Annotated in this window: 16 protein-coding genes, 7 tRNA genes and 2 rRNA genes; 1 reads left to right on the forward strand and 24 read right to left on the reverse strand. The window is 49.0% G+C overall.

The genetic code is table 11. The features are described from left to right. Positions 1-35: 35 nt before the first annotated feature. The 20 genes from fusA to ACQYWX_RS27405 all read right to left on the reverse strand — a co-directional run bounded on the left by fusA (position 36) and on the right by ACQYWX_RS27405 (position 19267). Positions 36-2135, reverse strand: a complete 2100-nt coding sequence (gene fusA / locus ACQYWX_RS27310; protein ID WP_216740408.1) for an elongation factor G — start codon at positions 2133-2135, stop codon at positions 36-38. An 18-nt stretch (positions 2136-2153) separates the two neighbouring features. Continuing rightward, positions 2154-2624: a 30S ribosomal protein S7 gene (gene rpsG / locus ACQYWX_RS27315; RefSeq protein WP_011399924.1), complete on the reverse strand. Its 471-nt coding sequence runs from the start codon at positions 2622-2624 to the stop codon at positions 2154-2156. An 87-nt stretch (positions 2625-2711) separates the two neighbouring features. Continuing rightward, positions 2712-3086, reverse strand: coding sequence for a 30S ribosomal protein S12 (gene rpsL / locus ACQYWX_RS27320; RefSeq protein ID WP_127973663.1), 375 nt, complete (start codon positions 3084-3086; stop codon positions 2712-2714). 134 nt (positions 3087-3220) lie between these two features. Next, positions 3221-7411 carry a DNA-directed RNA polymerase subunit beta' gene (rpoC, locus tag ACQYWX_RS27325; protein WP_216740409.1) on the reverse strand — a complete coding sequence of 1397 codons (4191 nt, stop codon included), beginning with the start codon at positions 7409-7411 and terminating at the stop codon, positions 3221-3223. A gap of 121 nt (positions 7412-7532) precedes the next feature. Further along, positions 7533-11606, reverse strand: coding sequence for a DNA-directed RNA polymerase subunit beta (gene rpoB / locus ACQYWX_RS27330; protein WP_216740410.1), 4074 nt, complete (start codon positions 11604-11606; stop codon positions 7533-7535). A 183-nt stretch (positions 11607-11789) separates the two neighbouring features. Next, a complete protein-coding gene (gene rplL / locus ACQYWX_RS27335; RefSeq protein WP_431687022.1) occupies positions 11790-12164 on the reverse strand; it encodes a 50S ribosomal protein L7/L12 in 375 nt (124 codons plus the stop codon). Between the two features lie 36 nt (positions 12165-12200). Continuing rightward, complete coding sequence (gene rplJ, locus ACQYWX_RS27340; RefSeq protein ID WP_431687023.1) at positions 12201-12731, reverse strand: 50S ribosomal protein L10; 531 nt, start codon at positions 12729-12731, stop codon at positions 12201-12203. Positions 12732-12926: 195 nt separating this feature from the next. Next, positions 12927-13625, reverse strand: coding sequence for a 50S ribosomal protein L1 (rplA, locus tag ACQYWX_RS27345; RefSeq protein WP_431687024.1), 699 nt, complete (start codon positions 13623-13625; stop codon positions 12927-12929). A 3-nt stretch (positions 13626-13628) separates the two neighbouring features. Further along, on the reverse strand, positions 13629-14057 hold the full coding sequence (gene rplK, locus ACQYWX_RS27350) for a 50S ribosomal protein L11 (RefSeq protein ID WP_127973669.1): 429 nt from the start codon (positions 14055-14057) through the stop codon (positions 13629-13631). 96 nt (positions 14058-14153) lie between these two features. Then, positions 14154-14687: a transcription termination/antitermination protein NusG gene (nusG, locus tag ACQYWX_RS27355; RefSeq protein ID WP_127973670.1), complete on the reverse strand. Its 534-nt coding sequence runs from the start codon at positions 14685-14687 to the stop codon at positions 14154-14156. Positions 14688-14697: 10 nt separating this feature from the next. Continuing rightward, the gene (secE, locus tag ACQYWX_RS27360; RefSeq protein WP_431687025.1) at positions 14698-15066 is read right to left on the reverse strand and encodes a preprotein translocase subunit SecE; all 369 of its coding nucleotides are present in this window, start codon (positions 15064-15066) and stop codon (positions 14698-14700) included. A 25-nt stretch (positions 15067-15091) separates the two neighbouring features. After that, a tRNA-Trp gene (locus tag ACQYWX_RS27365) sits at positions 15092-15167 on the reverse strand. 13 nt (positions 15168-15180) lie between these two features. After that, a complete protein-coding gene (gene tuf / locus ACQYWX_RS27370) occupies positions 15181-16374 on the reverse strand; it encodes an elongation factor Tu (RefSeq protein WP_011399922.1) in 1194 nt (397 codons plus the stop codon). Between the two features lie 52 nt (positions 16375-16426). Beyond that, positions 16427-16502: transfer RNA gene (locus ACQYWX_RS27375), tRNA-Thr, on the reverse strand. Between the two features lie 20 nt (positions 16503-16522). Continuing rightward, positions 16523-16597 (reverse strand) — tRNA-Gly (locus ACQYWX_RS27380). A gap of 11 nt (positions 16598-16608) precedes the next feature. Next, positions 16609-16692 (reverse strand) — tRNA-Tyr (locus tag ACQYWX_RS27385). A gap of 41 nt (positions 16693-16733) precedes the next feature. Next, positions 16734-16809, reverse strand: a tRNA-Thr gene (locus ACQYWX_RS27390). A 33-nt stretch (positions 16810-16842) separates the two neighbouring features. Next, positions 16843-17562, reverse strand: a complete 720-nt coding sequence (locus ACQYWX_RS27395; RefSeq protein WP_431687026.1) for a hypothetical protein — start codon at positions 17560-17562, stop codon at positions 16843-16845. A gap of 14 nt (positions 17563-17576) precedes the next feature. Continuing rightward, positions 17577-18293: a type III pantothenate kinase gene (locus ACQYWX_RS27400; RefSeq protein ID WP_431687027.1), complete on the reverse strand. Its 717-nt coding sequence runs from the start codon at positions 18291-18293 to the stop codon at positions 17577-17579. After that, positions 18290-19267 carry a biotin--[acetyl-CoA-carboxylase] ligase gene (locus ACQYWX_RS27405; protein WP_431687028.1) on the reverse strand — a complete coding sequence of 326 codons (978 nt, stop codon included), beginning with the start codon at positions 19265-19267 and terminating at the stop codon, positions 18290-18292. Before ACQYWX_RS27405 ends, ACQYWX_RS27400 begins: the two co-directional genes overlap by 4 nt. A 193-nt stretch (positions 19268-19460) precedes the next feature. Between ACQYWX_RS27405 and ACQYWX_RS27410 the strand changes: the two genes are divergently transcribed. Next, the gene (locus tag ACQYWX_RS27410; RefSeq protein ID WP_431689538.1) at positions 19461-19721 is read left to right on the forward strand and encodes an OB-fold nucleic acid binding domain-containing protein; all 261 of its coding nucleotides are present in this window, start codon (positions 19461-19463) and stop codon (positions 19719-19721) included. 93 nt (positions 19722-19814) lie between these two features. Here the strand turns inward: ACQYWX_RS27410 and rrf are convergent. The 4 genes from rrf to ACQYWX_RS27430 form a co-directional block, all read right to left on the reverse strand. Beyond that, positions 19815-19928 (reverse strand): 5S ribosomal RNA (rrf, locus tag ACQYWX_RS27415). 116 nt (positions 19929-20044) lie between these two features. Next, positions 20045-22935: ribosomal RNA gene (locus ACQYWX_RS27420) — 23S ribosomal RNA — on the reverse strand. 318 nt (positions 22936-23253) lie between these two features. Continuing rightward, positions 23254-23329, reverse strand: a tRNA-Ala gene (locus tag ACQYWX_RS27425). A gap of 48 nt (positions 23330-23377) precedes the next feature. Beyond that, a tRNA-Ile gene (locus ACQYWX_RS27430) sits at positions 23378-23454 on the reverse strand. Between the last annotated feature and the right edge of the window lie 40 nt (positions 23455-23494).

Consider the following 23494-nt stretch of genomic DNA (forward strand, 5'->3'; position numbering starts at 1 on the left):
ACTATTCTAAAAAGTTTCAACTACGAATGATTAAACTATTTGCTACGTGCACTAATAATAGCTTCAGCAACATTGTTTGGAGCCTCTGCATACTGAGCAAACTCCATAGTATATGTCGCACGACCCTGAGTCGCTGAGCGCAGATCAGTGGCGTAGCCAAACATTTCAGCCAAAGGCACCTCTGCATTCACAACCTTACCAGACACGCTTTCATCCATACCCTGAATCAAGCCGCGACGCCGGTTCAAATCACCTACTACGTCACCCATATTTTCTTCAGGAGTGACCACCTCAACCTTCATAATAGGCTCAAGCAGTACGGCACCACCCTTGCCCGCAAGCTGCTTGGTAGCCATGCTGGCGGCAATTTTAAACGCCATCTCGTTAGAGTCAACGTCGTGGTAGGATCCATCAAAAACAGTCGCCTTCAAAGCCAACAAAGGATAGCCAGCCAGAATACCGTTTTGCATCTGCTCTTCGATACCCTTTTGAATTGCAGGAATATATTCCTTCGGAACCACACCACCCACAATCTCATTCACAAATTCCAGCCCCTCGCCTTCTGCGCGCGGCTCAAACTTAATCCAGACGTGACCATACTGACCACGACCACCTGACTGACGAACAAATTTACCTTCGATTTCGCAGGTATTGCGAATAGCCTCACGGTACGCGACTTGAGGCTTACCAATATTCGCCTCAACCTTGAACTCGCGACGCATACGGTCAACGATAATATCAAGGTGCAACTCGCCCATTCCCGAGATAATAGTTTGACCAGTCTCTTCGTCAGTCTTAACACGGAAAGATGGATCCTCCTGAGCCAACTTGCCCAGAGCAATACCCATTTTCTCTTGATCCGCCTTAGACTTGGGCTCTACTGCAACAGAGATAACCGGATCCGGGAATTCCATGCGCTCCAGAGTAATGATGTTATCTGGATCACATAAAGTATCACCAGTTGTAACATCTTTAAGACCAATCATCGCTGCAATGTCACCAGCGCGAACCTCTTTGATCTCTTCACGGTTGTTCGAGTGCATTTGCACCATTCGACCAATCCGCTCTTTCTTGCTCTTAACAGGGTTATAGACACCCGTACCCGATTCCAGAACACCTGAGTAAACGCGAATAAAAGTCAACGTTCCAACAAATGGGTCCGTTGCAATCTTAAACGCCAGCGCTGAAAACGGCTCATTATCGTCAGACTTGCGAACTGCGACAGTCTCTCCGTCATCAAGAATACCCTCAATCGCCTTAACTTCCGTTGGCGAAGGCAGATATTCAATAACAGCATCAAGCACCGCCTGAACGCCTTTATTCTTAAATGCAGAACCACCCAATACAGGAACAATCTCGTTAGCCAAGGTGCGAGCACGAATGCCAGCCTTGATTTCTTCCTCAGTTAACTCGCCTTCTTCCAGGTACTTATTCATGTAGTCGTCATTAGCTTCAGCAGCAGCTTCAACTAATTGCTCACGAAGCTTGTCGCACGTCTCTTGAAGATCAGCCGGAATGTCCTGATACTCAAAAGTCATACCTTGATCAGCTTCGTTCCAGATGATCGACTTCATCTTAACCAGGTCAACCACCCCCTTAAACTCATCTTCAGCGCCAATGGTCATCTGAAGGGGAACCGGAGTGGCGCCCAAGCGATCTTTCAGCTGCTTAACAACACGCAAAAAGTTAGCGCCCGCACGGTCCATTTTATTCACGAACACCATGCGTGGAACTTCGTACTTGTTAGCCTGACGCCATACAGTTTCTGTCTGAGGCTGTACACCAGAAGAGCCACACAGCACAACTACTGCGCCATCCAGAACTCGCAGCGAGCGCTCGACTTCAATTGTAAAGTCAACGTGCCCTGGCGTATCGATAATATTGACGCGATGCTGATCAAACTGCTGTTGCATACCAGCCCAGAAACAAGTCGTCGCCGCGGAAGTAATAGTAATACCGCGCTCTTGCTCCTGCTCCATCCAGTCCATTGTTGCCGCGCCGTCGTGCACCTCACCAATCTTATGAGAAAGACCGGTATAAAACAGAACACGCTCCGTTGTCGTAGTTTTACCTGCGTCAACGTGAGCACAAATACCGATATTACGGTAGCGCTCTATGGGAGTTTTACGTGCCACGATTAATTACTCCAAATATTAAAAACGGTAATGGGAGAAAGCCTTGTTAGCTTCCGCCATACGATGGACGTCTTCACGCTTCTTGACAGCAGCTCCACGACCTTCAGCAGCCTCCAGCATCTCAGCCGCCAGACGTGCAGCCATGGACTTCTCACCACGCTTACGGGAGTACTCAACCAACCAACGCATGGATAGCGCCATTTGACGAGATGGACGAACTTCTACTGGCACCTGATAGGTGGCGCCACCTACACGACGGGACTTAACTTCAACCAGAGGCTGAATGTTTTCCAGAGCAAGCTCAAATGTTTCAATTGGCTCTTTTTTGGCTTTGTTGGACACAATATCCAGAGCACCATAAACAATACGCTCCGCCACCGACTTCTTACCACTTTCCATTACGTGGTTGATAAACTTAGCCAGTTTCTTACTTCCGAACTTAGGATCCGGCAGGATTTCACGCTTCGCAGCGACTCTTCTTCTTGGCATGATAAGCCCTCAAAAATAAAAAAGGTCTTCAGGTAAATCTGACATGACTTTAAGCCAGTCAGCCTTACTCTTATCCAACAACTATGATCAAGACTTCGGACGCTTGGCGCCGTATTTAGAACGACCTTGTCTACGATCGTTTACGCCAGCAGTATCCAAAGTTCCACGTACAGTGTGATAACGTACGCCTGGCAAGTCTTTTACCCGGCCGCCACGAATCAGCACTACGCTGTGTTCTTGTAGGTTATGACCTTCACCACCAATGTAGGAAGTTACTTCATAGCCATTTGTTAAACGAACACGACAAACTTTCCGCAAAGCTGAGTTCGGCTTTTTCGGGGTAGTCGTATACACACGGGTACATACTCCGCGACGCTGCGGACAACCTTGAAGCGCAGGAACATCGCTTTTCGCGACTTTGCGGCTTCTAGGCTTGCGTACCAATTGGTTAATGGTTGCCATTCAAGCTTACTCCGTTAACAACAGATAGATATTTAGTGCCCAACTATAATAAGGGCGCCAAGTGTACTGACGCCCATTCAACGAGTCAAGGCGACTGAGGCTAAAAAACCACCAGCCGCCTTCGACATTGCAGATTATTTATTCAGTTCTGCGCTCAACGCCTGAACAACATCCGCCGCGCTAACGCCGCCTTCCTTCTGCATACGCTTGCGTCTTCTTTCTTGATGGTAAGCAGACCCAGTTCCAGCAGGAATAAGTCGACCTACAACCACGTTCTCTTTCAAACCACGCAGGTGATCCTGCTTACCAGTTACAGCCGCCTCAGTAAGAACTCGGGTAGTCTCCTGGAACGATGCAGCAGAAATGAAGCTTTCTGTCGCCAAAGATGCTTTAGTTATACCCAGCAATACTCGCTCGTAGCGCGCTGGCATCTTCGTTTCTTCTTCTGCTTTCTCGTTTTCTTCCAGAAGTTTTACCAGTTCAACCTGATCGCCTTTAATGAGAGTGGTATCTCCAGAGCTCAATACATCAACCTTACGAATCATTTGGCGCACGATAACTTCAATATGCTTATCGTTTATAACAACGCCCTGGAGACGGTATACGTCTTGAATTTCGTTAATGATGTACTTGGCCAGCTCACCTACGCCCAACAGTCTTAAGATGTCGTGCGGATTAGATGGGCCATCAGAGATAACTTCCCCTCTCTCTACGCTCTCACCTTCAAATACGTTCAGCTGACGCCATTTAGGAATCAAAATCTCAAACGGATCAGTATTATCGGTTGGCGTAATAACAAGACGCTTCTTGCCTTTGGTTTCTTTACCAAATGAAACGATCCCTGAAATTTCAGCGAGAATTGACGGTTCTTTAGGCTTACGGGCCTCGAACAAGTCAGCAACTCGTGGCAGACCACCTGTAATATCGCGTGTCTTAGATGACTCTTGCGGAATCCGCGCAATTACATCACCAACTTCAATAACATCCCCATTCTTCAAGCTGAAAAGTGAGTTTGGAGGCAGGAAGTACTGTACCGGTGTATCGGTGCCTGGGAATTTCATCTCCTTGCCATTAGCATCCAGCAATTGCAGCATCGGACGAATATCTTTTCCAGAAGCAGGGCGATCTTTCGGATCCATTACCTCAATGTTAGACAGACCTGTAATTTCATCTGTCTGGGTCTTAACAGTAATACCCTCTTCAACGCCAACAAAGATCGCTTTACCGCCAACCTCTGTGATAATCGGGTGCGTATGCGGGTCCCATTTAGCGACGATTTCGCCTGCCGCAACCTGCTGACCTTGCTTCACGCTCAGCTCAACGCCGTATGGAAGCTTATACCACTCTCTTTCACGGCCAGCTTCGTCCGCAATCGCCAAAGCGGATGATCGAGAGACAACAACCAGATTGCCATTCTTTCTCTCGATGTGCTTAAGGTTATGCAAGCGGACGGTTCCGCCATGCTTAACTTGAATGTTATCGACTGCAGAAGCTCTCGATGCCGCACCACCAATGTGGAAGGTACGCATCGTCAGCTGGGTTCCAGGCTCACCGATAGACTGAGCAGCGATTACCCCAATAGCTTCACCGACGTTAACCAAGTGACCACGCGCCAGATCACGACCATAACAGCTTGCACAAACGCCATATTTGGTTTCGCAAGTAATAGGAGAGCGAACCAGAATCTCGTCAACACCAGCCTTTTCAAGCGTTTCTACAGTAGTCTCATCAAGCAATGTTCCCGCAGGCACAACAACATTTTGGTTGTCGGATGCAGAGTAAACATCACTTGCCGTGACACGCCCCAGCACTCGATCACCCAAAGGAACAACAACGTCGCCCCCCTCAATATGAGGAGTAACCAGCAGGCCTTCGGAAGTACCGCAATCCAAATCAGTTACAACCAAGTCTTGGGCGACGTCAACCAAACGACGAGTCAAGTATCCAGAGTTAGCAGTTTTCAATGCCGTATCCGCCAGACCCTTCCGCGCACCGTGCGTAGAAATAAAGTACTGGAGAACGTTCAGACCTTCCCGGAAGTTAGCCGTAATTGGCGTCTCGATGATGGATCCATCGGGCTTCGCCATCAGACCACGCATACCAGCCAACTGACGAATCTGAGCCGCAGAACCCCGCGCACCAGAGTCAGCCATGATATAAACAGAGTTAAAGGAGTCCTGATCGACTTCTTTACCGTCTTTATTAATGACCTTTTCTTTTCCAAGACGATCCATCATCGCTTTGGAAACTTTATCGTTAGCCCGCGACCAAATATCGATAACCTTGTTGTATTTCTCACCCTGAGTTAGCAGACCGGAAGCGAACTGCGATTCGATCTCTTTAACTTCATTTTCCGCAGCGTCAATAATCTTCGCCTTTTCATCAGGAATAACGAAGTCGTTCACACCAATCGATGCACCGGAGAGAGTCGCGTAATAAAAGCCGGTATACATGATCTGGTCAGCAAAAATGACCGTTTCCTTTAGACCAACTCGACGGTAGCAAGCGTTAATAAGACGTGAAATCGCCTTTTTGGTCATGTTCTGGTTAACCAACGAGAACGCGAGGCCTTCAGGGAAAATATCAAACAGTATCGCTCGACCAACAGTCGTATCCAGCACAGACACAGTGACTGTCTTATTGCGATCTTCGTCAATTACGACGTCGCGAATCCGCACCTTGACCTTCGCCTGAAGATCAACTTTCTTAGCTCCGTAGGCGCGCTGAACTTCCTTGATATCGGAGAAAACCATTCCCTCGCCTTTCGCATTAACTCGCTCCCTGGTCATAAAGTAGAGACCAAGAACAACGTCCTGCGAAGGAACAATAATCGGATCCCCGTTAGCTGGCGAAAGGATGTTGTTTGTAGACATCATCAACGCTCGCGCTTCCAACTGAGCTTCCAGCGTCAGAGGCACGTGAACAGCCATCTGGTCGCCGTCAAAGTCAGCGTTATATGCTGTACACACTAACGGATGCAGCTGTATCGCCTTACCTTCGATCAGAACAGGTTCGAAAGCTTGAATACCCAACCGGTGAAGAGTTGGCGCGCGGTTCAACATAACAGGGTGTTCCCGGATAACTTCGTCCAGAATATCCCAAACCACAGCCTCTTCGCGCTCAACCATCTTCTTGGCTGCTTTAATCGTTGTAGCCAGACCACGATGCTCAAGCTTGGAGAAGATAAATGGCTTAAATAGCTCAAGCGCCATTTTCTTCGGCAAACCGCACTGATGCAGACGCAACGTCGGCCCCACAACGATTACGGAACGACCAGAGTAGTCAACCCGCTTACCAAGAAGGTTCTGACGGAAACGACCCTGCTTACCTTTGATCATGTCAGCCAAAGACTTCAACGGGCGCTTATTAGAACCAGTTATCGCACGACCACGACGACCGTTATCCAATAGCGCGTCCACAGACTCCTGCAACATCCGCTTCTCGTTACGCACTATGATGTCGGGAGCATTCAGCTCCAATAGGCGCTTCAGACGATTATTTCGGTTGATGACGCGACGATAGAGGTCATTCAGATCGCTTGTAGCGAATCGACCGCCGTCAAGAGGCACTAACGGACGCAAATCCGGTGGCAAAACCGGCAACACAGTAAGGATCATCCATTCCGGATGGTTTCCAGACTCTGCAAAAGCCTCCATAAGCTTCAAACGCTTGGACAGCTTTTTGATCTTAGTCTCGGAGTTAGTATTAGGAATTTCTTCACGAAGACGTTCAATTTCGTCCTCTAACTCCAAATCAGCCAGCAGCCCTTGGATTGCTTCGGCCCCCATACGTGCGTCAAATTCATCTCCGAACTCTTCCAACGCTTCGTAATATTGCTCATCCGAAAGCAGCTGCCCTTTCTCAAGGGTAGTCATGCCTGGATCAATGACGATAAATGATTCGAAATACAAAACGCGCTCAATATCCCGCAGGGTCATATCCAGCAGCAAACCGATACGCGAAGGCAAAGATTTCAAAAACCAGATATGCGCAACTGGCGAGGCCAATTCAATATGCCCCATGCGCTCACGACGAACATTGGCTGGAGCAACTTCTACGCCGCACTTCTCACAAATAACGCCTCTATGCTTAAGACGCTTATACTTCCCGCAAAGACATTCATAATCTTTGATTGGGCCGAAAATTTTGGCGCAAAAAAGACCATCCCTTTCTGGCTTGAAAGTTCGATAATTAATAGTTTCGGGCTTTTTGACTTCACCAAATGACCATGAACGGATCATATCAGGCGACGCCAAGGAGATACGAATCGAGTCAAATTCGTGAGCGTAGTTCTGATTTTTAAGTAAGTTCAGCAAATCTTTCATTGGCTAAGGCCTCTGACTGATCAATAGAAGCGATCTTCTCGCCCCTTAGTTAATTCGGTTCGCAGCAAACACCCGCCCCCCCTCTCCGGTTGCGGGTGTTTGTGAAGGTTCATGCCGCGTCTTAGTTGGCCTCGAGCTCGATATCGATACCCAAAGAGCGGATCTCTTTAACCAATACGTTAAAGGACTCGGGCATACCAGGCTCCATGCGGTGATCGCCGTCTACGATGTTTTTGTACATCTTCGTACGGCCATTAACGTCATCGGATTTAACCGTAAGCATTTCCTGCAACGTATACGCTGCGCCATATGCTTCCAGCGCCCAGACCTCCATTTCCCCGAACCTTTGTCCACCGAATTGAGCTTTACCGCCCAACGGCTGCTGCGTAACCAAACTGTAAGAGCCAGTAGAACGAGCATGCATTTTGTCGTCGACCAAGTGGTTCAACTTCAGCATGTACATGTAGCCCACAGTGACTTGACGTTCGAAGCGCTCGCCGGTACGGCCGTCATACAGCCAGACCTGCCCGCTATCATCCATGTCCGCAAGACGCAGCATCTCTTTAATTTCTTTCTCTTTGGCGCCATCGAAAACAGGTGTAGCCATAGGCACGCCCTTCTTCAGGTTGGCCGCCAATACCAGAACTTCAGAGTCGGACAATGAGTCCAAATCTTCGTTGCGTCCGCCGATCCCGTTATAAATCTCGTGCAGGAACTTGCGAATTTCTGCAGCTTGCTTCTGCTCCGCCAACATCCTGTTGATCTTATCTCCAAGTCCTTTCGCCGCAGCGCCCAAGTGAGTTTCAAGAACCTGTCCCACGTTCATACGGGACGGTACGCCCAACGGGTTCAATACGATATCGACCGGGTTGCCCTGCTCATCGTAAGGCATATCTTCAACTGGCTTGATCGCAGAGATAACACCTTTGTTCCCGTGTCTTCCCGCCATTTTGTCACCAGGCTGAATACGACGCTTCACAGCAACATAGACCTTAACAATTTTCAAAACGCCTGGCGCCAAGTCATCGCCGGACTGCAGCTTGCGCTTCTTATCTTCGTAACGGTCTTCGATACTCTTGCGACGTTCTTGCAACTGACCTTCAGCCTTCTCGAGCAGTTCATTTAGCTGCTCGTCCGCCATGTTCAGCTTGAACCATTCCTCTTTCTCGAATGCGTTGAAGTGAACTTCTGTCAACGCGTCCCCTTTCTTCAGGCCAGGACCACCAATTACAGACTGCCCCAGCAGCGCGGACCGCAAGCGTTCGAATGTCGCGCCCTCAACAATTTTATATTCATCGTTAAGGTCTTTACGGAATTTATTCAGTTCAGTTTGTTCGATTTCCTTCGCACGCTGATCTTTCTCAACGCCATCACGAGTAAAGACTTGCACATCGATAACGGTTCCACGCATACCCGTCGATACGCGCAGGGAAGTATCCTTCACATCAGACGCTTTCTCACCAAAGATAGCGCGCAACAGCTTCTCTTCTGGAGTTAACTGCGTCTCGCCTTTTGGCGTTACCTTACCAACCAGGATATCGCCAGGTTCAACCTCAGCACCGATGTAGATAATTCCGGAGTCGTCCAACTTCGCCAATGCACTTTCACCTACATTGGGAATATCAGCAGTGACCTCTTCTGGCCCCAGCTTGGTATCCCTTGCAACGCAGGTTAATTCCTGAATGTGGATCGTGGTGAACCGGTCTTCCTGTACAACTCGCTCAGAAACAAGGATGGAGTCCTCGAAGTTGTAACCATTCCACGGCATAAATGCGATACGCATGTTTTGACCCAGAGCCAGCTCACCCAAATCAACAGAGGGGCCATCGGCAAGTACGTCGCCACGCGCAACTTCATCACCTTCCATCACCAGGGAACGCTGATTGATGCAGGTATTCTGGTTGGAACGCTGGTATTTGGTAAGGTTGTAGATATCAACCCCAGCATCTCCAGCCTCAGTTTCATCATCACTCACGCGAACTACGATACGAGCAGCATCAACGCTAACAACAACCCCACCGCGCCGTGCAACCACGCACACGCCAGAGTCCTGAGCCACGTAACGCTCCATACCTGTACCAACCAAAGGCTTTTCCGCCTTCAGTGTAGGCACTGCCTGCCGTTGCATGTTCGATCCCATCAAAGCTCGGTTAGCATCATCGTGCTCCAAGAACGGGATCAAAGACGCCGCTACAGATACAACCTGACGAGGAGATACATCCATCAGAGTCACTTTTTCCGGCGGCATTACGGTAAATTCATTCTTATGACGAACGGTTACCAACTCATCAATTAAACGACCATTTTCATCAACTGCAGCGCTTGCCTGAGCAATGACATAGTCGCTTTCTTCAATAGCCGACAGGTACTCAATGTCGTCAGTTACCAAGCCATCAACAACTTTACGATACGGGCTTTCCAAGAAACCGTAAGTGTTTGTGCGGGCATAGGTCGCCAAAGAGTTGATCAAACCGATGTTTGGACCTTCAGGCGTCTCGATAGGACAAACACGCCCGTAGTGAGTCGGATGTACGTCGCGCACTTCAAAACCTGCGCGCTCACGAGTCAAACCGCCCGGCCCTAAAGCAGAAACCCGACGCTTATGCGTCACTTCAGACAGAGGGTTATTCTGATCCATAAACTGGGACAGCTGGCTGGATCCAAAGAACTCTTTTACAGCTGCAGCAACCGGTTTGGCGTTGATCAAGTCTTGAGGCATAAGTCCTTCAGACTCAGCCATGCTCAGACGCTCTTTCACAGCACGTTCAACGCGAACCAATCCTACACGGAACTGATTCTCAGCCATCTCGCCGACGGAACGAACACGACGGTTACCAAGGTGGTCAATATCATCCACCACTCCCCTACCATTACGGATATCTATCAACGTTCTCAAAACATCAATGATATCTGAATGACTCAGTACGCCCAGCCCCTCTGTTTCCTCGCGCCCCAGTCGGCGATTGAACTTCATGCGTCCAACAGCGGAGAGGTCATAGCGCTCTTCGGAAAAGAACAGGTTGTTGAATAGATTTTCCGCCGACTCTTTCGTCGGTGGCTCACCCGGACGCATCATGCGATAAATTTCGACCAAAGCCTCCAACTGAGAACGCGTCGCATCGATTCTCAAAGTATCAGAAACGAAGGGTCCGCAATCCAGGTCGTTGGTATAAAGCGTCTCAATTCTCTTAATGCCCGCTTTTTCGAACTTCTCGATAACGTCGTCAGTAATTTCAGTATTACACTCAACAATAACTTCCCCAGTTGAAGGGTCAGCAATATTAGTTGCGGTAACTTTGCCTAATAAATAGGAGCTTGGAACGCGCAGACGCTTCAGGCCCGCCTTTTCCATTTGTCGAATATGTCTGGCCGTAACCCGACGCCCTTCTTCTACAATGAGGTTGCCTTCGTCATCTTTTATTTCAAAGATAGCGATATCGCCGCGCAAACGGCTAGGAACCAAATCCAAAAAGTATTCGCCGCCTTCTACTTCAAACAGGCTGTTCTCGAAGAACATTTCGAGCATTTCGTCAGCAGCATATCCCAGAGCGCGCAAAAGTATTGTCGCTGGCAACTTTCTACGACGATCAATACGAACGAACACGCAGTCCTTAGGATCGAACTCAAAGTCAAGCCAAGAGCCGCGATAAGGAATGATGCGCGCGGAGTATAGCAACTTGCCTGAAGAGTGGGTCTTACCTTTATCGTGGTCGAAAAATACGCCTGGAGATCTATGAAGCTGAGATACGATGACACGCTCAGTTCCATTGATAACAAAAGTCCCGTTTTCAGTCATTAACGGAACTTCTCCCATATACACTTCTTGTTCCTTGATATCCTTAATCGCCTTGGTGGACGACTCTTTATCATAGATAATCAAGCGAACTTTAACTCTTAATGGGGCCGCATAGGTTACGCCTCGCAGCTGACATTCAGCTACATCAAATACGGGCTGGCCCAGCCGGTAACTTACATATTCTAGGGCCGCATTTCCCGAAAAGCTGACAATTGGAAATACCGACTTGAACGCAGCATGTAAGCCGACTTCCTGCCGGTCTTCTATTGCTACGCTTTGCTGTAAAAAATCATGATAGGAGTCTAGCTGTATGGACAGGAGGTACGGAACGTCCATTACTGCTGGAAGCTTTCCGAAGTCTTTACGAATTCGTTTTTTCTCGGTATAGGAGTATGTCATCGATATTCCCCAGCTTTCTTCAAACTGACTCTGGTGTGCTCGAAGGAGTTCGACAACCGCAAATGCTTATTACGGTTCGTGCGAAATTTAGGTCGCAAAGTTATAGCTTGCACAACGGAAAACGGCTGACGTTGAATAAACGCCAGCCGAATTCTTCTTTAATAGCCTAAAGCTAGCAAAGTTTTACTTGAGTTCAACCGTAGCGCCGGCTTCTTCAAGTTCTTTCTTAGCTTTTTCTGCGTCGTCTTTGGAAAGAGCTTCTTTAACAGTTGAAGGCGCGCCGTCAACCAGATCTTTAGCTTCTTTCAGGCCCAGACCAGTGATACCGCGAACTACTTTGATCACGTTCACTTTCTTCTCGCCTGCAGACTGCAGAATTACGTCAAATTCGGTTTTTTCTTCAACCGCTGCTGCTTCGCCAGTAGCAACAGGAGCTACTGCAACTGCAGCCGCAGCGGAAACGCCGAATTTTTCTTCCATTGCTTCAACAAGCGCAACTACGTCCATTACGCTCATTTCTGCGATTGCATTAAGGATATCGTCTTTTGACAGAGCCATTTCTAAAATCTCCTAAAAGCCAAAAATAAAAAACCGTTATGCCGCTTCTTGCTTCTTGTCGCGAACTGCCGCAACTGCACGAGTCACTTTCGAAGGAATTTCGTTTAGTGTACGTGCAAGCTTGGTGACAGGAGCCTGCATTACGCTCATCAACATCGCCAGAGCCTGATCCCTTGTCGGGAGTTTAGCCAGACGATCGACTTGATCAGCGGCAAGCATCTCACCACCAACAGCAAGAGCCTTGATTTCAAACTTGTCGTTTTCTTTTGCATAATCCTTAAGCAAGCGAGCTGCTGCTCCTGGATCTTCCATTGAAAACGCCAAGATTGTGGGGCCAACAAAAGCTTCACGCGCGCACTCATACTCAGTGCCTTCAACAGCACGGCGAGCCAGAGTGTTACGCACAACCCTCAAAGAAACGCTTTCTGCACGAGCTTTAGCGCGCAGTTCAGACATTTTATTTGAGGTTACGCCTCTATAGTCGGCAATCACCAATGACAAGGCCTTACTGGCAGTCTCATTGACTTCAGCGACAATCGCTTTCTTGTCTTCGAGTCTAATTGCCACCGGATTTCTCCTATGTGTACCGGCCAAGCCGGTTAGTCGTACTATGTCTCACTGAGACGTTTACGGCTTTTAAGCAGGGGAACTACTATCAGCCGTCTGCGCAGGAACTTTTAATCTTCCCGGCTGACGCCGGGAAAAGCCTGCGGTCTTGGACAGCCTACGGCTTATGCCGAAAGACTACCAAAATCTTCATATTTATACTGCCAAGCTGTTTTGATCAATCAACAGGCCTGGGCCCATTGTTGACGAAATAGTGACCTTCTTGAGGTAAACACCTTTCGCTGAAGAAGGCTTAATCTTCTTCAGATCAGCAATCAAAGCTTCCAAGTTCTGTTTAATGTGCTCTGCAGAGAACTCAACATTACCCAGAGGAGCGTGAATGATGCCATTTTTGTCAGTTCTGTAACGAATCTGGCCTGCTTTAGCATTCTTAACCGCAGACTCAACATCAGCGGTTACGGTGCCCACTTTAGGGTTAGGCATAAGACCGCGAGGGCCCAAAATCTGACCCAGCTGACCAACAACACGCATAGCGTCTGGAGTTGCGATAACAACGTCGAAATCCAGGTTGCCTTTCTTAACTTCTTCAGCCAAGTCGTCCATACCTACGATGTCAGCGCCGGCCGCCTTTGCTTTATCGGCGTTTGCGCCTTGAGTGAACACCGCAACGCGAACAGTTTTCCCTGTCCCGTTTGGCAATACAGTAGAGCTACGGACCACTTGGTCTGATTTGCGAGCATCTACGCCAAGGTTCACAGAAACATCAATAGATTCTTTAAATTTCACAGAACCAGACAGCTCAGCTAAAAGAGTTACGGCCTCTTCTACACTGTATGCCTTGCCAACCTGTACTTTTTCACGAATCGCCTTTTGGCGCTTAGTTAACTTAGCCACGTCTTACTCCTCTACGTTCAGACCCATGCTTCTAGCTGTGCCAGCGATAGTTCGAACAGCAGCGTCGAGGCTACCCGCAGACAAGTCAGGCATTTTAACATTCGCAATTTCTTCTAATTGCGCACGATTCACTGTACCGACCTTTTCAGTATTCGGACGGCCAGAGCCGCTCTTAATACCAGCAGCTTTCTTAAGCAGCACTGAAGCAGGTGGAGTTTTTGTAATAAACGTGAAGCTACGGTCACTGTATACAGTAATTACAACCGGAGTCGGCAAGCCAGGCTCAAGATTTTGCGTCTTGGCGTTGAATGCTTTACAGAACTCCATGATGTTTACACCGTGCTGACCCAATGCAGGACCAACAGGCGGGCTTGGATTAGCCTGACCGGCTTTTACTTGTAACTTTATATAGGCATTAACTTTCTTAGCCATTTTTCCTCCTAATGGGTTTAGCGCACTTAGTGCTCCCCGAACAGACACAAAAAGCTCGCCCCACCTAAGGCGAAGCGAGCAGTCGTCATACAGACATTAATCTTTCTCGACCTGACTAAACTCCAAGTCGACTGGCGTTGAGCGCCCAAAAATAAGAACCGCCACTTTCACCCGACTCTTCTCGTAGTCGACTTCTTCAACTACACCATTAAAGTCTGCAAAAGGACCATCGATAACACGAACAACTTCACCGGCTTCAAACAAAGTCTTCGGCTTAGGCTTATCTGCGCCACTTTCAACTCGACGAAGAATTGCCTCAGCCTCCTTATCACTTATTGGAGCAGGCTTATCGGGAGTACCACCTATAAAGCCCAACACACGAGACGTAGACTTAACCAAATGCCAAGTGTCGTCATTCATTTCCATTTGGACAAGCACATAGCCGGGATAGAATTTGCGCTCACTTTTACGCTTCTTCCCTTCTCTCATTTCCACAACTTCTTCTGTAGGAACCAAGATCTCACCAAACTGATCTTCCATCCCTTTAAGCACTATGCGCTCCTTAAGGGAGCGCATGACATGCTTCTCGAAGCCGGAATAGGCTTGAACAACAAACCATCGCTTAGACAAAGGCCTTCTCCTACCCTATTAAGCCTGACACGAGCCAGCTGATCAGGGAATCAATGACCCATAGCAACAATGCCACCACAAGGACAAAAACAACTACTATCAGGGTTGTCTGAGTCAACTCGGGCCGGGTTGGCCAAACCACCTTTCTTATCTCCATCCGAGCTTCTTTGAGCAGAACCAAAAAAGATTTACCTTTCTCGGTCTGTACAGCTATAAAACCCGCCACCAGAGCCAAAGCAACCAGAGCAAGCACACGATAAAGAAGCGACTGATCAGCGTAAAAGGAGTTACCAACAACCCCCACGGCAACCAAAGCAACAACAAGCAGCCACTTCAGCTTATCGAAAGCCCCAGAACTTTTCTCTACGTTTGAAGACATAACCACCCAAACCCAAAATTTAAGGTGGCAGGCCAGGAGGGAATCGAACCCCCAACCTGCGGTTTTGGAGACCGCCGCTCTGCCAATTGAGCTACTGGCCTACCTTAAAAAAGGTTACTCGAAAATTTTAGCAACAACGCCAGCGCCAACTGTACGGCCGCCTTCACGAATCGCGAAGCGCAAACCTTCTTCCATCGCGATTGGAGCGATCAGGCTGACTTTCATTTTTACGTTATCGCCAGGCATAACCATCTCTACGCCTTCCGGCAATTCACACGCACCAGTCACATCCGTTGTACGGAAGTAGAACTGAGGACGGTATCCTTTGAAGAAAGGAGTATGACGTCCACCCTCGTCTTTGCTCAGCACGTATACTTCTGACTCAAATACGGTGTGCGGAGTAATAGTTCCTGGCTTGGCCAATACTTGACCGCGCTCTACGTCATCACGCTTAGTACCACGCAACAACACACCAACGTTCTCACCTGCGCGACCTTCGTCCAGCAGCTTACGGAACATCTCAACGCCAGTACAGGTAGTCTTGGTAGTATCTTTGATACCAACAATCTCGACTTCCTCACCGACTCTGACAATGCCGCGCTCTACACGACCAGTCACAACTGTGCCGCGACCAGAGATAGAGAACACGTCTTCAATAGGCATCAGGAACGGCTTGTCAATTGCACGCTCAGGCTCTGGGATGTACGCATCCAGAGTTTCAACCAGCTTCTTAACAGCGCTGGTGCCCATACCGTTATCGTCTTTACCTTCCAGCGCCAACAGCGCAGAACCAACGATAATTGGAGTGTCGTCACCTGGGAATTCATACTGACTCAACAGGTCACGAACTTCCATCTCAACCAGTTCCAACAACTCTTCGTCGTCAACCATGTCCGCTTTGTTCAGGAACACAACGATGTATGGAACGCCAACCTGACGCGCCAGCAGGATGTGCTCACGAGTCTGAGGCATAGGGCCGTCAGCTGCAGAACATACCAGAATAGCGCCATCCATCTGAGCCGCACCAGTGATCATGTTTTTTACATAGTCAGCGTGCCCAGGGCAGTCAACGTGCGCATAGTGACGAATGGGGGATTCGTACTCAACGTGAGAAGTCGCGATTGTGATACCACGCGCCTTTTCTTCTGGAGCATTATCGATACCGTCAAACGCTACCGCCTGACCACCCCAAACTTCAGAACACACGCGGGTCAAGGCCGCTGTCAAAGTAGTCTTACCGTGGTCAACGTGACCAATGGTGCCCACGTTTACGTGAGGCTTACTACGCTCAAACTTTTCTTTTGCCATTTGACCATCCCCTAAAGAAATGCAGCAGCCGAGACTTCAGTGAATTAATTAGTGGAGCTCATGACCGGAATTGAACCGGTGACCTCATCCTTACCAAGGATGTGCTCTACCGACTGAGCTACATGAGCAAAACCAATACCACAAAGCGTGGAGCGGGCAGCGGGAATCGAACCCGCGTCATCAGCTTGGAAGGCTGAGGTAATAGCCACTATACGATGCCCGCACTTGAATAAGTGGTGGAGGGGGCTGGATTCGAACCAGCGAAGCTTGCGCGTCAGATTTACAGTCTGATCCCTTTGGCCACTCGGGAACCCCTCCCAGAACAGGCTCACCCACCACAAGGCGAAACCCTAAAAAAATGGAGCTGGTGGACGGAATCGAACCCCCGACCTGCTGATTACAAGTCAGCTGCTCTACCAACTGAGCTACACCAGCTCTACATCTCGCCTGTTTCGCGAGGCCGCTATATTAGGGAAGTTCCACACCCGATGCAACACTTTTACAAAAAATTTGTCTTTTATTTGTCTTTACGTTTTTTTCATCTAAAACGTTATCTACTCTCGCCATAGTTTGAAGGTTAACCTCATCCTTTGTGGCCACCCAATACTCGAGCCTCCCCTTTGGAACTTCTTTAATCTTAGCGTCATAACCTTCGCTAATTCTTTGCTTAAGTAAGCGATTCGCCGAGTCTACATTTTTGAATAAGCCCAAAGAAATACCATTTCGCAACTCCCCCTGACTAATCAGGTAGCTATCAATCTTCCTCACCTGAAGTTCCCGCAGCTTTATTATCGCCGTCTTACGACTTTCCATTGGCTCCAAATAGACCCAATACTCAGGCGCAAGACTGATGTCCTTTGGAAATGCAACCGACTCCACACTCCTTTTTGCCAAAGCCATTCTCAAGCCCTGAGCAAGAGCATCCTCCTCAAAAGGCCCCATCAAAAGGCAAAGCTTCTCGCCTTTCGAGACAGGAGTTTCGGGCGCCTTTTCCGCGCCAAGCTCAACAACTACCTTTTCTTCCCTCACATCCACTTCACTAAGTAAAGTTAAGCGGTTAGCGCCTGTTTCAGATAAAGCCGCCCTATTACGAACTTCTTCCAATCCTTCTCGTTTTTGCAGTTCGAGCCATTGAACAGCGAAAACAAGCCCATTCAACATAAGCAGAGAAATAAAGATCCAGCGCACAGGTTCAACCCCAATCAGTTTACAGGAACGCCATTACCGACAATTCGCAATCCATCCAAAACCAGCTCTTCTATGTAGACATAAGCCCGGTCATCCCCTAATAAAGCACTAACACCTCCGCCAGTGCAGACAACCCGGCTTTCGGCAAACTTGCGGGTCACACTTAGAACAAAAGCTTTTTGCATTGAAAACACCCCCCTCTCAATACATTCCCTGGTGGAACCGCCCGGAGCAATCTCAGAGTCAACTCCATAACTCCCTTTAAGCGCTGCAGTACTCACATTCAAAGCATTCAACATTAGCGCAGCCCCAGGAGCAATATATCCCCCTTTATGCACCCCAAATCTATCGACATAGTCCACCGTAACCGCGGTGCCACAATCAACAACACACAAATCCTCGGGGTACTTATTGTAGGCTGCAACCAAAGCCAACCATCGATCAACTCCTAAGGTCGCATAATCCGTATAAGCATTAACTAATCGGCCATATGACGGAGCCGTTTTCGCCCAGAATACATTTGCAATATTTTTGAGAACCTCTCGCAGAGAGTCATTAACCTCTTTCGAGGCAACACTACTAACCAGAGCCCTATCAACCCCCTCAGTAGGAATACTCCATTTGCCCGCGATCGATCCGTAGTCGACATTCCCGCGAACCAACACTCGGCCGGACTCAACCAAACGCCATTTTAACCCTGAGTTTCCCGCATCAAAATCGAGCTCTCTCATGAAACAGGCCTAACTGTAATCTCTCCTCCAGCAAGGGATCTGAGCCCCCCATCCTCACCTCGAACAAGCGCATACCCCTCATCGGAAACACCCAAATATTCTCCACTCCAACACTCATTTCCGCTCGAAACCATTACCTGCCGCCCTTTGAGCAAATCATACTTATCCCATAATCCTTTCAAGCCAAGAAAGCCCTTAGATTTATATGATTCAAGACAAAGCAAGACAGAATCAATCAGAGCTACACATAGCTGATTCCGGTCCACTCCCGCCTCACACACATCATTCAATGCCGTCCAAGACTGATCGATACCCCTACCCGCCTCAGGTTGCATAAGTACATTAACCCCCAAGCCAACGACCACATGCACAGGTCCTTCCTGCTCACCCTGCACTTCCAACAACAGTCCCGCCAGCTTTCTCTCTGAATACCAAACATCATTCGGCCACTTAAGAGAAACTTCTATGTCGCATACAGTATTTATAGCGTCAGCAACAGCAGCCCCAATCGCAAGGCTCAAACCATTTAGAACCGAAAATCCGCCAGGCAATCTGACAGCTACACTCATATATATATTTTGAGCAAATGGGCTAACCCAAACCCTACCCCGTCTTCCCCTCCCTGCTGTTTGCCTCTCAGCAAGGAGAATGTCATATAAACCTACGGGCAAATCCCGACTACTTTCAAGAAGCTCTACGTTAGTGGACCCCACAGAATGCGCCACGTTAAACTCACGCAGCTTATCTTTCCAACGCCCCTCTAAAGCATCTCGCAGTCGCGACTCATCAAGCAGATGTAAAGGATGCTCAAGCCGATACCCCTTACCTTTAACCGTCTCGACTTTTAACCCATAAGTCGCCAACTGCGAAACATGCTTCCACACCGCAGTTCGAGTAACACCTAGAAGTTCACCTAGCTCAACACCAGAATGAAACTCTCCGTCAGAAAGAATTCCGACCAATCTATCATTCATATACAAAGCCCTTGCCCACTTCCTTTAAAAGGGAAGCTTTCGATTATGACAAAGTTCCTACCAGCCCAAAACCACTAAATCATGAAGACACCACGCTCACAGAGTAGACGTATAATTTCGCCCTCACAGCTTACCGGCGGTTGACCTGCTAAACCAAAAATCCGGCCTCAAGACTTATGTTGCAGGCGTCGTCATCAACAGACAACGCCCAAAAACCTCGACCGGGGTCACCTTTCTCACGCTGGAAGACGAAACAGGCTCAATCAATATCATTGTCTGGAAAAAAACCGCGATGGCGCAGATGGACGCTCTCGTCAAGTCGCGACTGCTAATGGTATACGGGGAGATCGATAAGGACGACGAAGGGAGGACTGCGCACGTCATCGCCCACCGGTTGATAGACCTGACGTCACATCTGGAAGGCCTGGAGCCGCCCTCGCGGGACTTTCACTGAGTGTTTGCAGAAGGGATAGCTGTGGCGCAGGGCCTGGCTCTAAATTTCAGGCATAAAAAAACCCGTCACGAGGACGGGTTCTTCGTATTAAGAGCCTGACGACGACCTACTCTTGCATGGGTAATCCACACTACCATCGGCGCTGGACTGTTTCACTTCTGAGTTCGGAATGGGATCAGGTGGTTCCAGTCCGCTATGATCATCAGGCAAAACCGTTAAGCTTTGTCTTAGTCTAGCTTGTCTAGTTGGCGCTTGGTCAGAAGACCTTTAACTTGGATAAGCAGTTATACTCAATCAATACCGGTAAATTACTTCGGTGTTATATGGTCAAGCCTCTCGGGCAATTAGTACTGGTTAGCTCAACGCCTCGCAGCGCTTACACACCCAGCCTATCAACCTCGTGGTCTACAAGGGCCCTTTAGGAGGATCAAGTCCTCAGGGAGATCTTATCTTGAAGGGGGCTTCCCGCTTAGATGCTTTCAGCGGTTATCCCGTCCGAACGTAGCTACCGGGCAATGCGATTGGCATCACAACCCGAACACCAGCGGTTCGTTCACTCCGGTCCTCTCGTACTAGGAGCAACTCTCCTCAAATCTCCAACGTCCACGGCAGATAGGGACCGAACTGTCTCACGACGTTCTAAACCCAGCTCGCGTACCACTTTAAATGGCGAACAGCCATACCCTTGGGACCGGCTTCAGCCCCAGGATGTGATGAGCCGACATCGAGGTGCCAAACACCGCCGTCGATGTGAACTCTTGGGCGGTATCAGCCTGTTATCCCCGGAGTACCTTTTATCCGTTGAGCGATGGCCCTTCCATACAGAACCACCGGATCACTAAGACCTACTTTCGTACCTGCTCGACGTGTTTGTCTCGCAGTTAAGCGCGCTTTTGCCTTTACACTAACCGTACGATGTCCGACCGTACTTAGCGCACCTTCGTGCTCCTCCGTTACTCTTTTGGAGGAGACCGCCCCAGTCAAACTACCCACCACACAGTGTCCTCGACCGGGATTACCAGTCAGAGTTAGAACCTCAAACATGCCAGGGTGGTATTTCAAGGATGGCTCCACGAGAACTGGCGTCCTCGCTTCAAAGCCTCCCACCTATCCTACACAAGCAGGTTCAAAGTCCACTGTGAAGCTATAGTAAAGGTTCACGGGGTCTTTCCGTCTAGCCGCGGATACACTGCATCTTCACAGCGATTTCAATTTCACTGAGTCTCGGGTGGAGACAGCGCCCCCATCGTTACGCCATTCGTGCAGGTCGGAACTTACCCGACAAGGAATTTCGCTACCTTAGGACCGTTATAGTTACGGCCGCCGTTTACCGGGGCTTCGATCAAGAGCTTCGCTTACGCTAACCCCATCAATTAACCTTCCGGCACCGGGCAGGCGTCACACCCTATACGTCCACTTTCGTGTTTGCAGAGTGCTGTGTTTTTAATAAACAGTCGCAGGGGCCTGGTATCTTCGACCGCCTTCCGCTCCAGCCGCAGGGCTTTCACGTACATGACGGCGTGCCTTCTCCCGAAGTTACGGCACCATTTTGCCTAGTTCCTTCACCCGAGTTCTCTCAAGCGCCTTGGTATTCTCTACCTGACCACCTGTGTCGGTTTGGGGTACGGTTTTGTATTGCCTGAAGCTTAGAGGCTTTTCCTGGAAGCTGGGCATCAATCACTTCACTCTCTTAAAGAGAGCTCGTCATCACCCCTCAGCATTGTGTGTCCGGATTTGCCTAAACACACTGCCTACAGGCTTAAACCTGGACTACCAATCCCAGGCTGACCTAGCCTTCTCCGTCCCCCCATCGCAGCAATACAAAGTATCGGAATTTTAACCGATTTCCCATCGACTACACCTTTCGGTCTCGCCTTAGGGGCCGACTCACCCTGCGCCGATTAGCGTTGCGCAGGAACCCTTGGTCTTCCGGCGTGCGGGTTTTTCACCCGCATTATCGTTACTCATGTCAGCATTCGCACTTCTGATACCTCCAGCATGCCTCTCGACACACCTTCATCAGCTTACAGAACGCTCCCCTACCACTCATCCATTGGATGAATCCGCAGCTTCGGCGCCATGTTTGAGCCCCGTTACATCTTCCGCGCAGGCCGACTCGACTAGTGAGCTATTACGCTTTCTTTAAAGGGTGGCTGCTTCTAAGCCAACCTCCTAGCTGTCTCTGCCTTCCCACATCGTTTCCCACTTAACATGGACTTGGGGGCCTTAGCTGGCGGTCTGGGTTGTTTCCCTCTTCACGACGGACGTTAGCACCCGCCGTGTGTCTCCCGGATATCACTCTACGGTATTCGGAGTTTGCATGGGGTTGGTAAGTCGAGATGACCCCCTAGCCCAAACAGTGCTCTACCCCCGTAGGTGTTCGTCCGAGGCGCTACCTAAATAGCTTTCGGGGAGAACCAGCTATCTCCGAGTTTGATTGGCCTTTCACCCCCAGCCACAAGTCATCCGAATCTTTTTCAACAGATTTCGGTTCGGTCCTCCAGTTGATGTTACTCAACCTTCAACCTGCCCATGGCTAGATCACTCGGTTTCGGGTCTACGCCTAGCGACTAATTCGCCCTATTCAGACTCGGTTTCCCTACGCCTCCCCTATTCGGTTAAGCTCGCCACTAAACGTAAGTCGCTGACCCATTATACAAAAGGTACGCAGTCACAGAATAAATCTGCTCCCACTGCTTGTACGCATACGGTTTCAGGTTCTATTTCACTCCCCTCACAGGGGTTCTTTTCGCCTTTCCCTCACGGTACTGGTTCACTATCGGTCAACTGGGAGTATTTAGCCTTGGAGGATGGTCCCCCCATATTCAGTCAAGATAACACGTGTCCCGACCTACTCGATTTCACTTTGATAAGATTTCAGATACGGGGCTGTCACCCACTATGGCCGCACTTTCCAGAGCGTTCTCCTATCTGTCACAAAGCTTAAGGGCTGTTCCCCGTTCGCTCGCCGCTACTGAGGGAATCTCGGTTGATTTCTTTTCCTCGGGGTACTTAGATGTTTCAGTTCCCCCGGTTCGCCTCCTACACCTATGAATTCAGTGCAGGATACCTGATAAATCAGGTGGGTTTCCCCATTCAGAGATCGCCGGGTCAAAGGTTATTTGCCACCTCGCCGACGCTTATCGCAGGCTTTCACGTCTTTCATCGCCTCCAGTTGCCAAGGCATCCACCGTATGCGCTTATTCACTTGACCATATAACCCGAAGTAATTTCATTACTGCCATCACTTCAAGCTATACAGCGCTGGTTTCACCGTAACAATAATTTGCCGATATTGCGCTTGAGTATAACTACTCAGTAAAACCTATCCGTTGAGTGACAAATAAACTTCATCTGTCACCACGTTGGTTTTTACTTTGCTTATCCAAATTGTTAAAGAGCTTCTCTGACCAAATGCCAGAAACCAATACAGTCATCTTTTTGAAACTTTCATGCTGTATTCGTTTCTATCATCTGAAACCGTCAGATTTCACTTACCTAATTGTCAACCGTACTACTACCATTCTATGAATGGTGGAGCTGAGCGGGATCGAACCGCTGACCTCCTGCGTGCAAGGCAGGCGCTCTCCCAGCTGAGCTACAGCCCCATAATTTTCCTAATCAAACCTAGTTATTCACCAAGAACAAGGAAATTCTGGTGGGTCTGGGTGGACTTGAACCACCGACCTCACCCTTATCAGGGGTGCGCTCTAACCACCTGAGCTACAGACCCAGAACTTGCAATCTCTCGATTGCGTCACGGGTCTGATGAC

The sequence above is a fragment of the Hahella sp. NBU794 genome, from assembly GCF_050749805.1.
Classification (GTDB): Bacteria; Pseudomonadota; Gammaproteobacteria; order Pseudomonadales; family Oleiphilaceae; genus Hahella.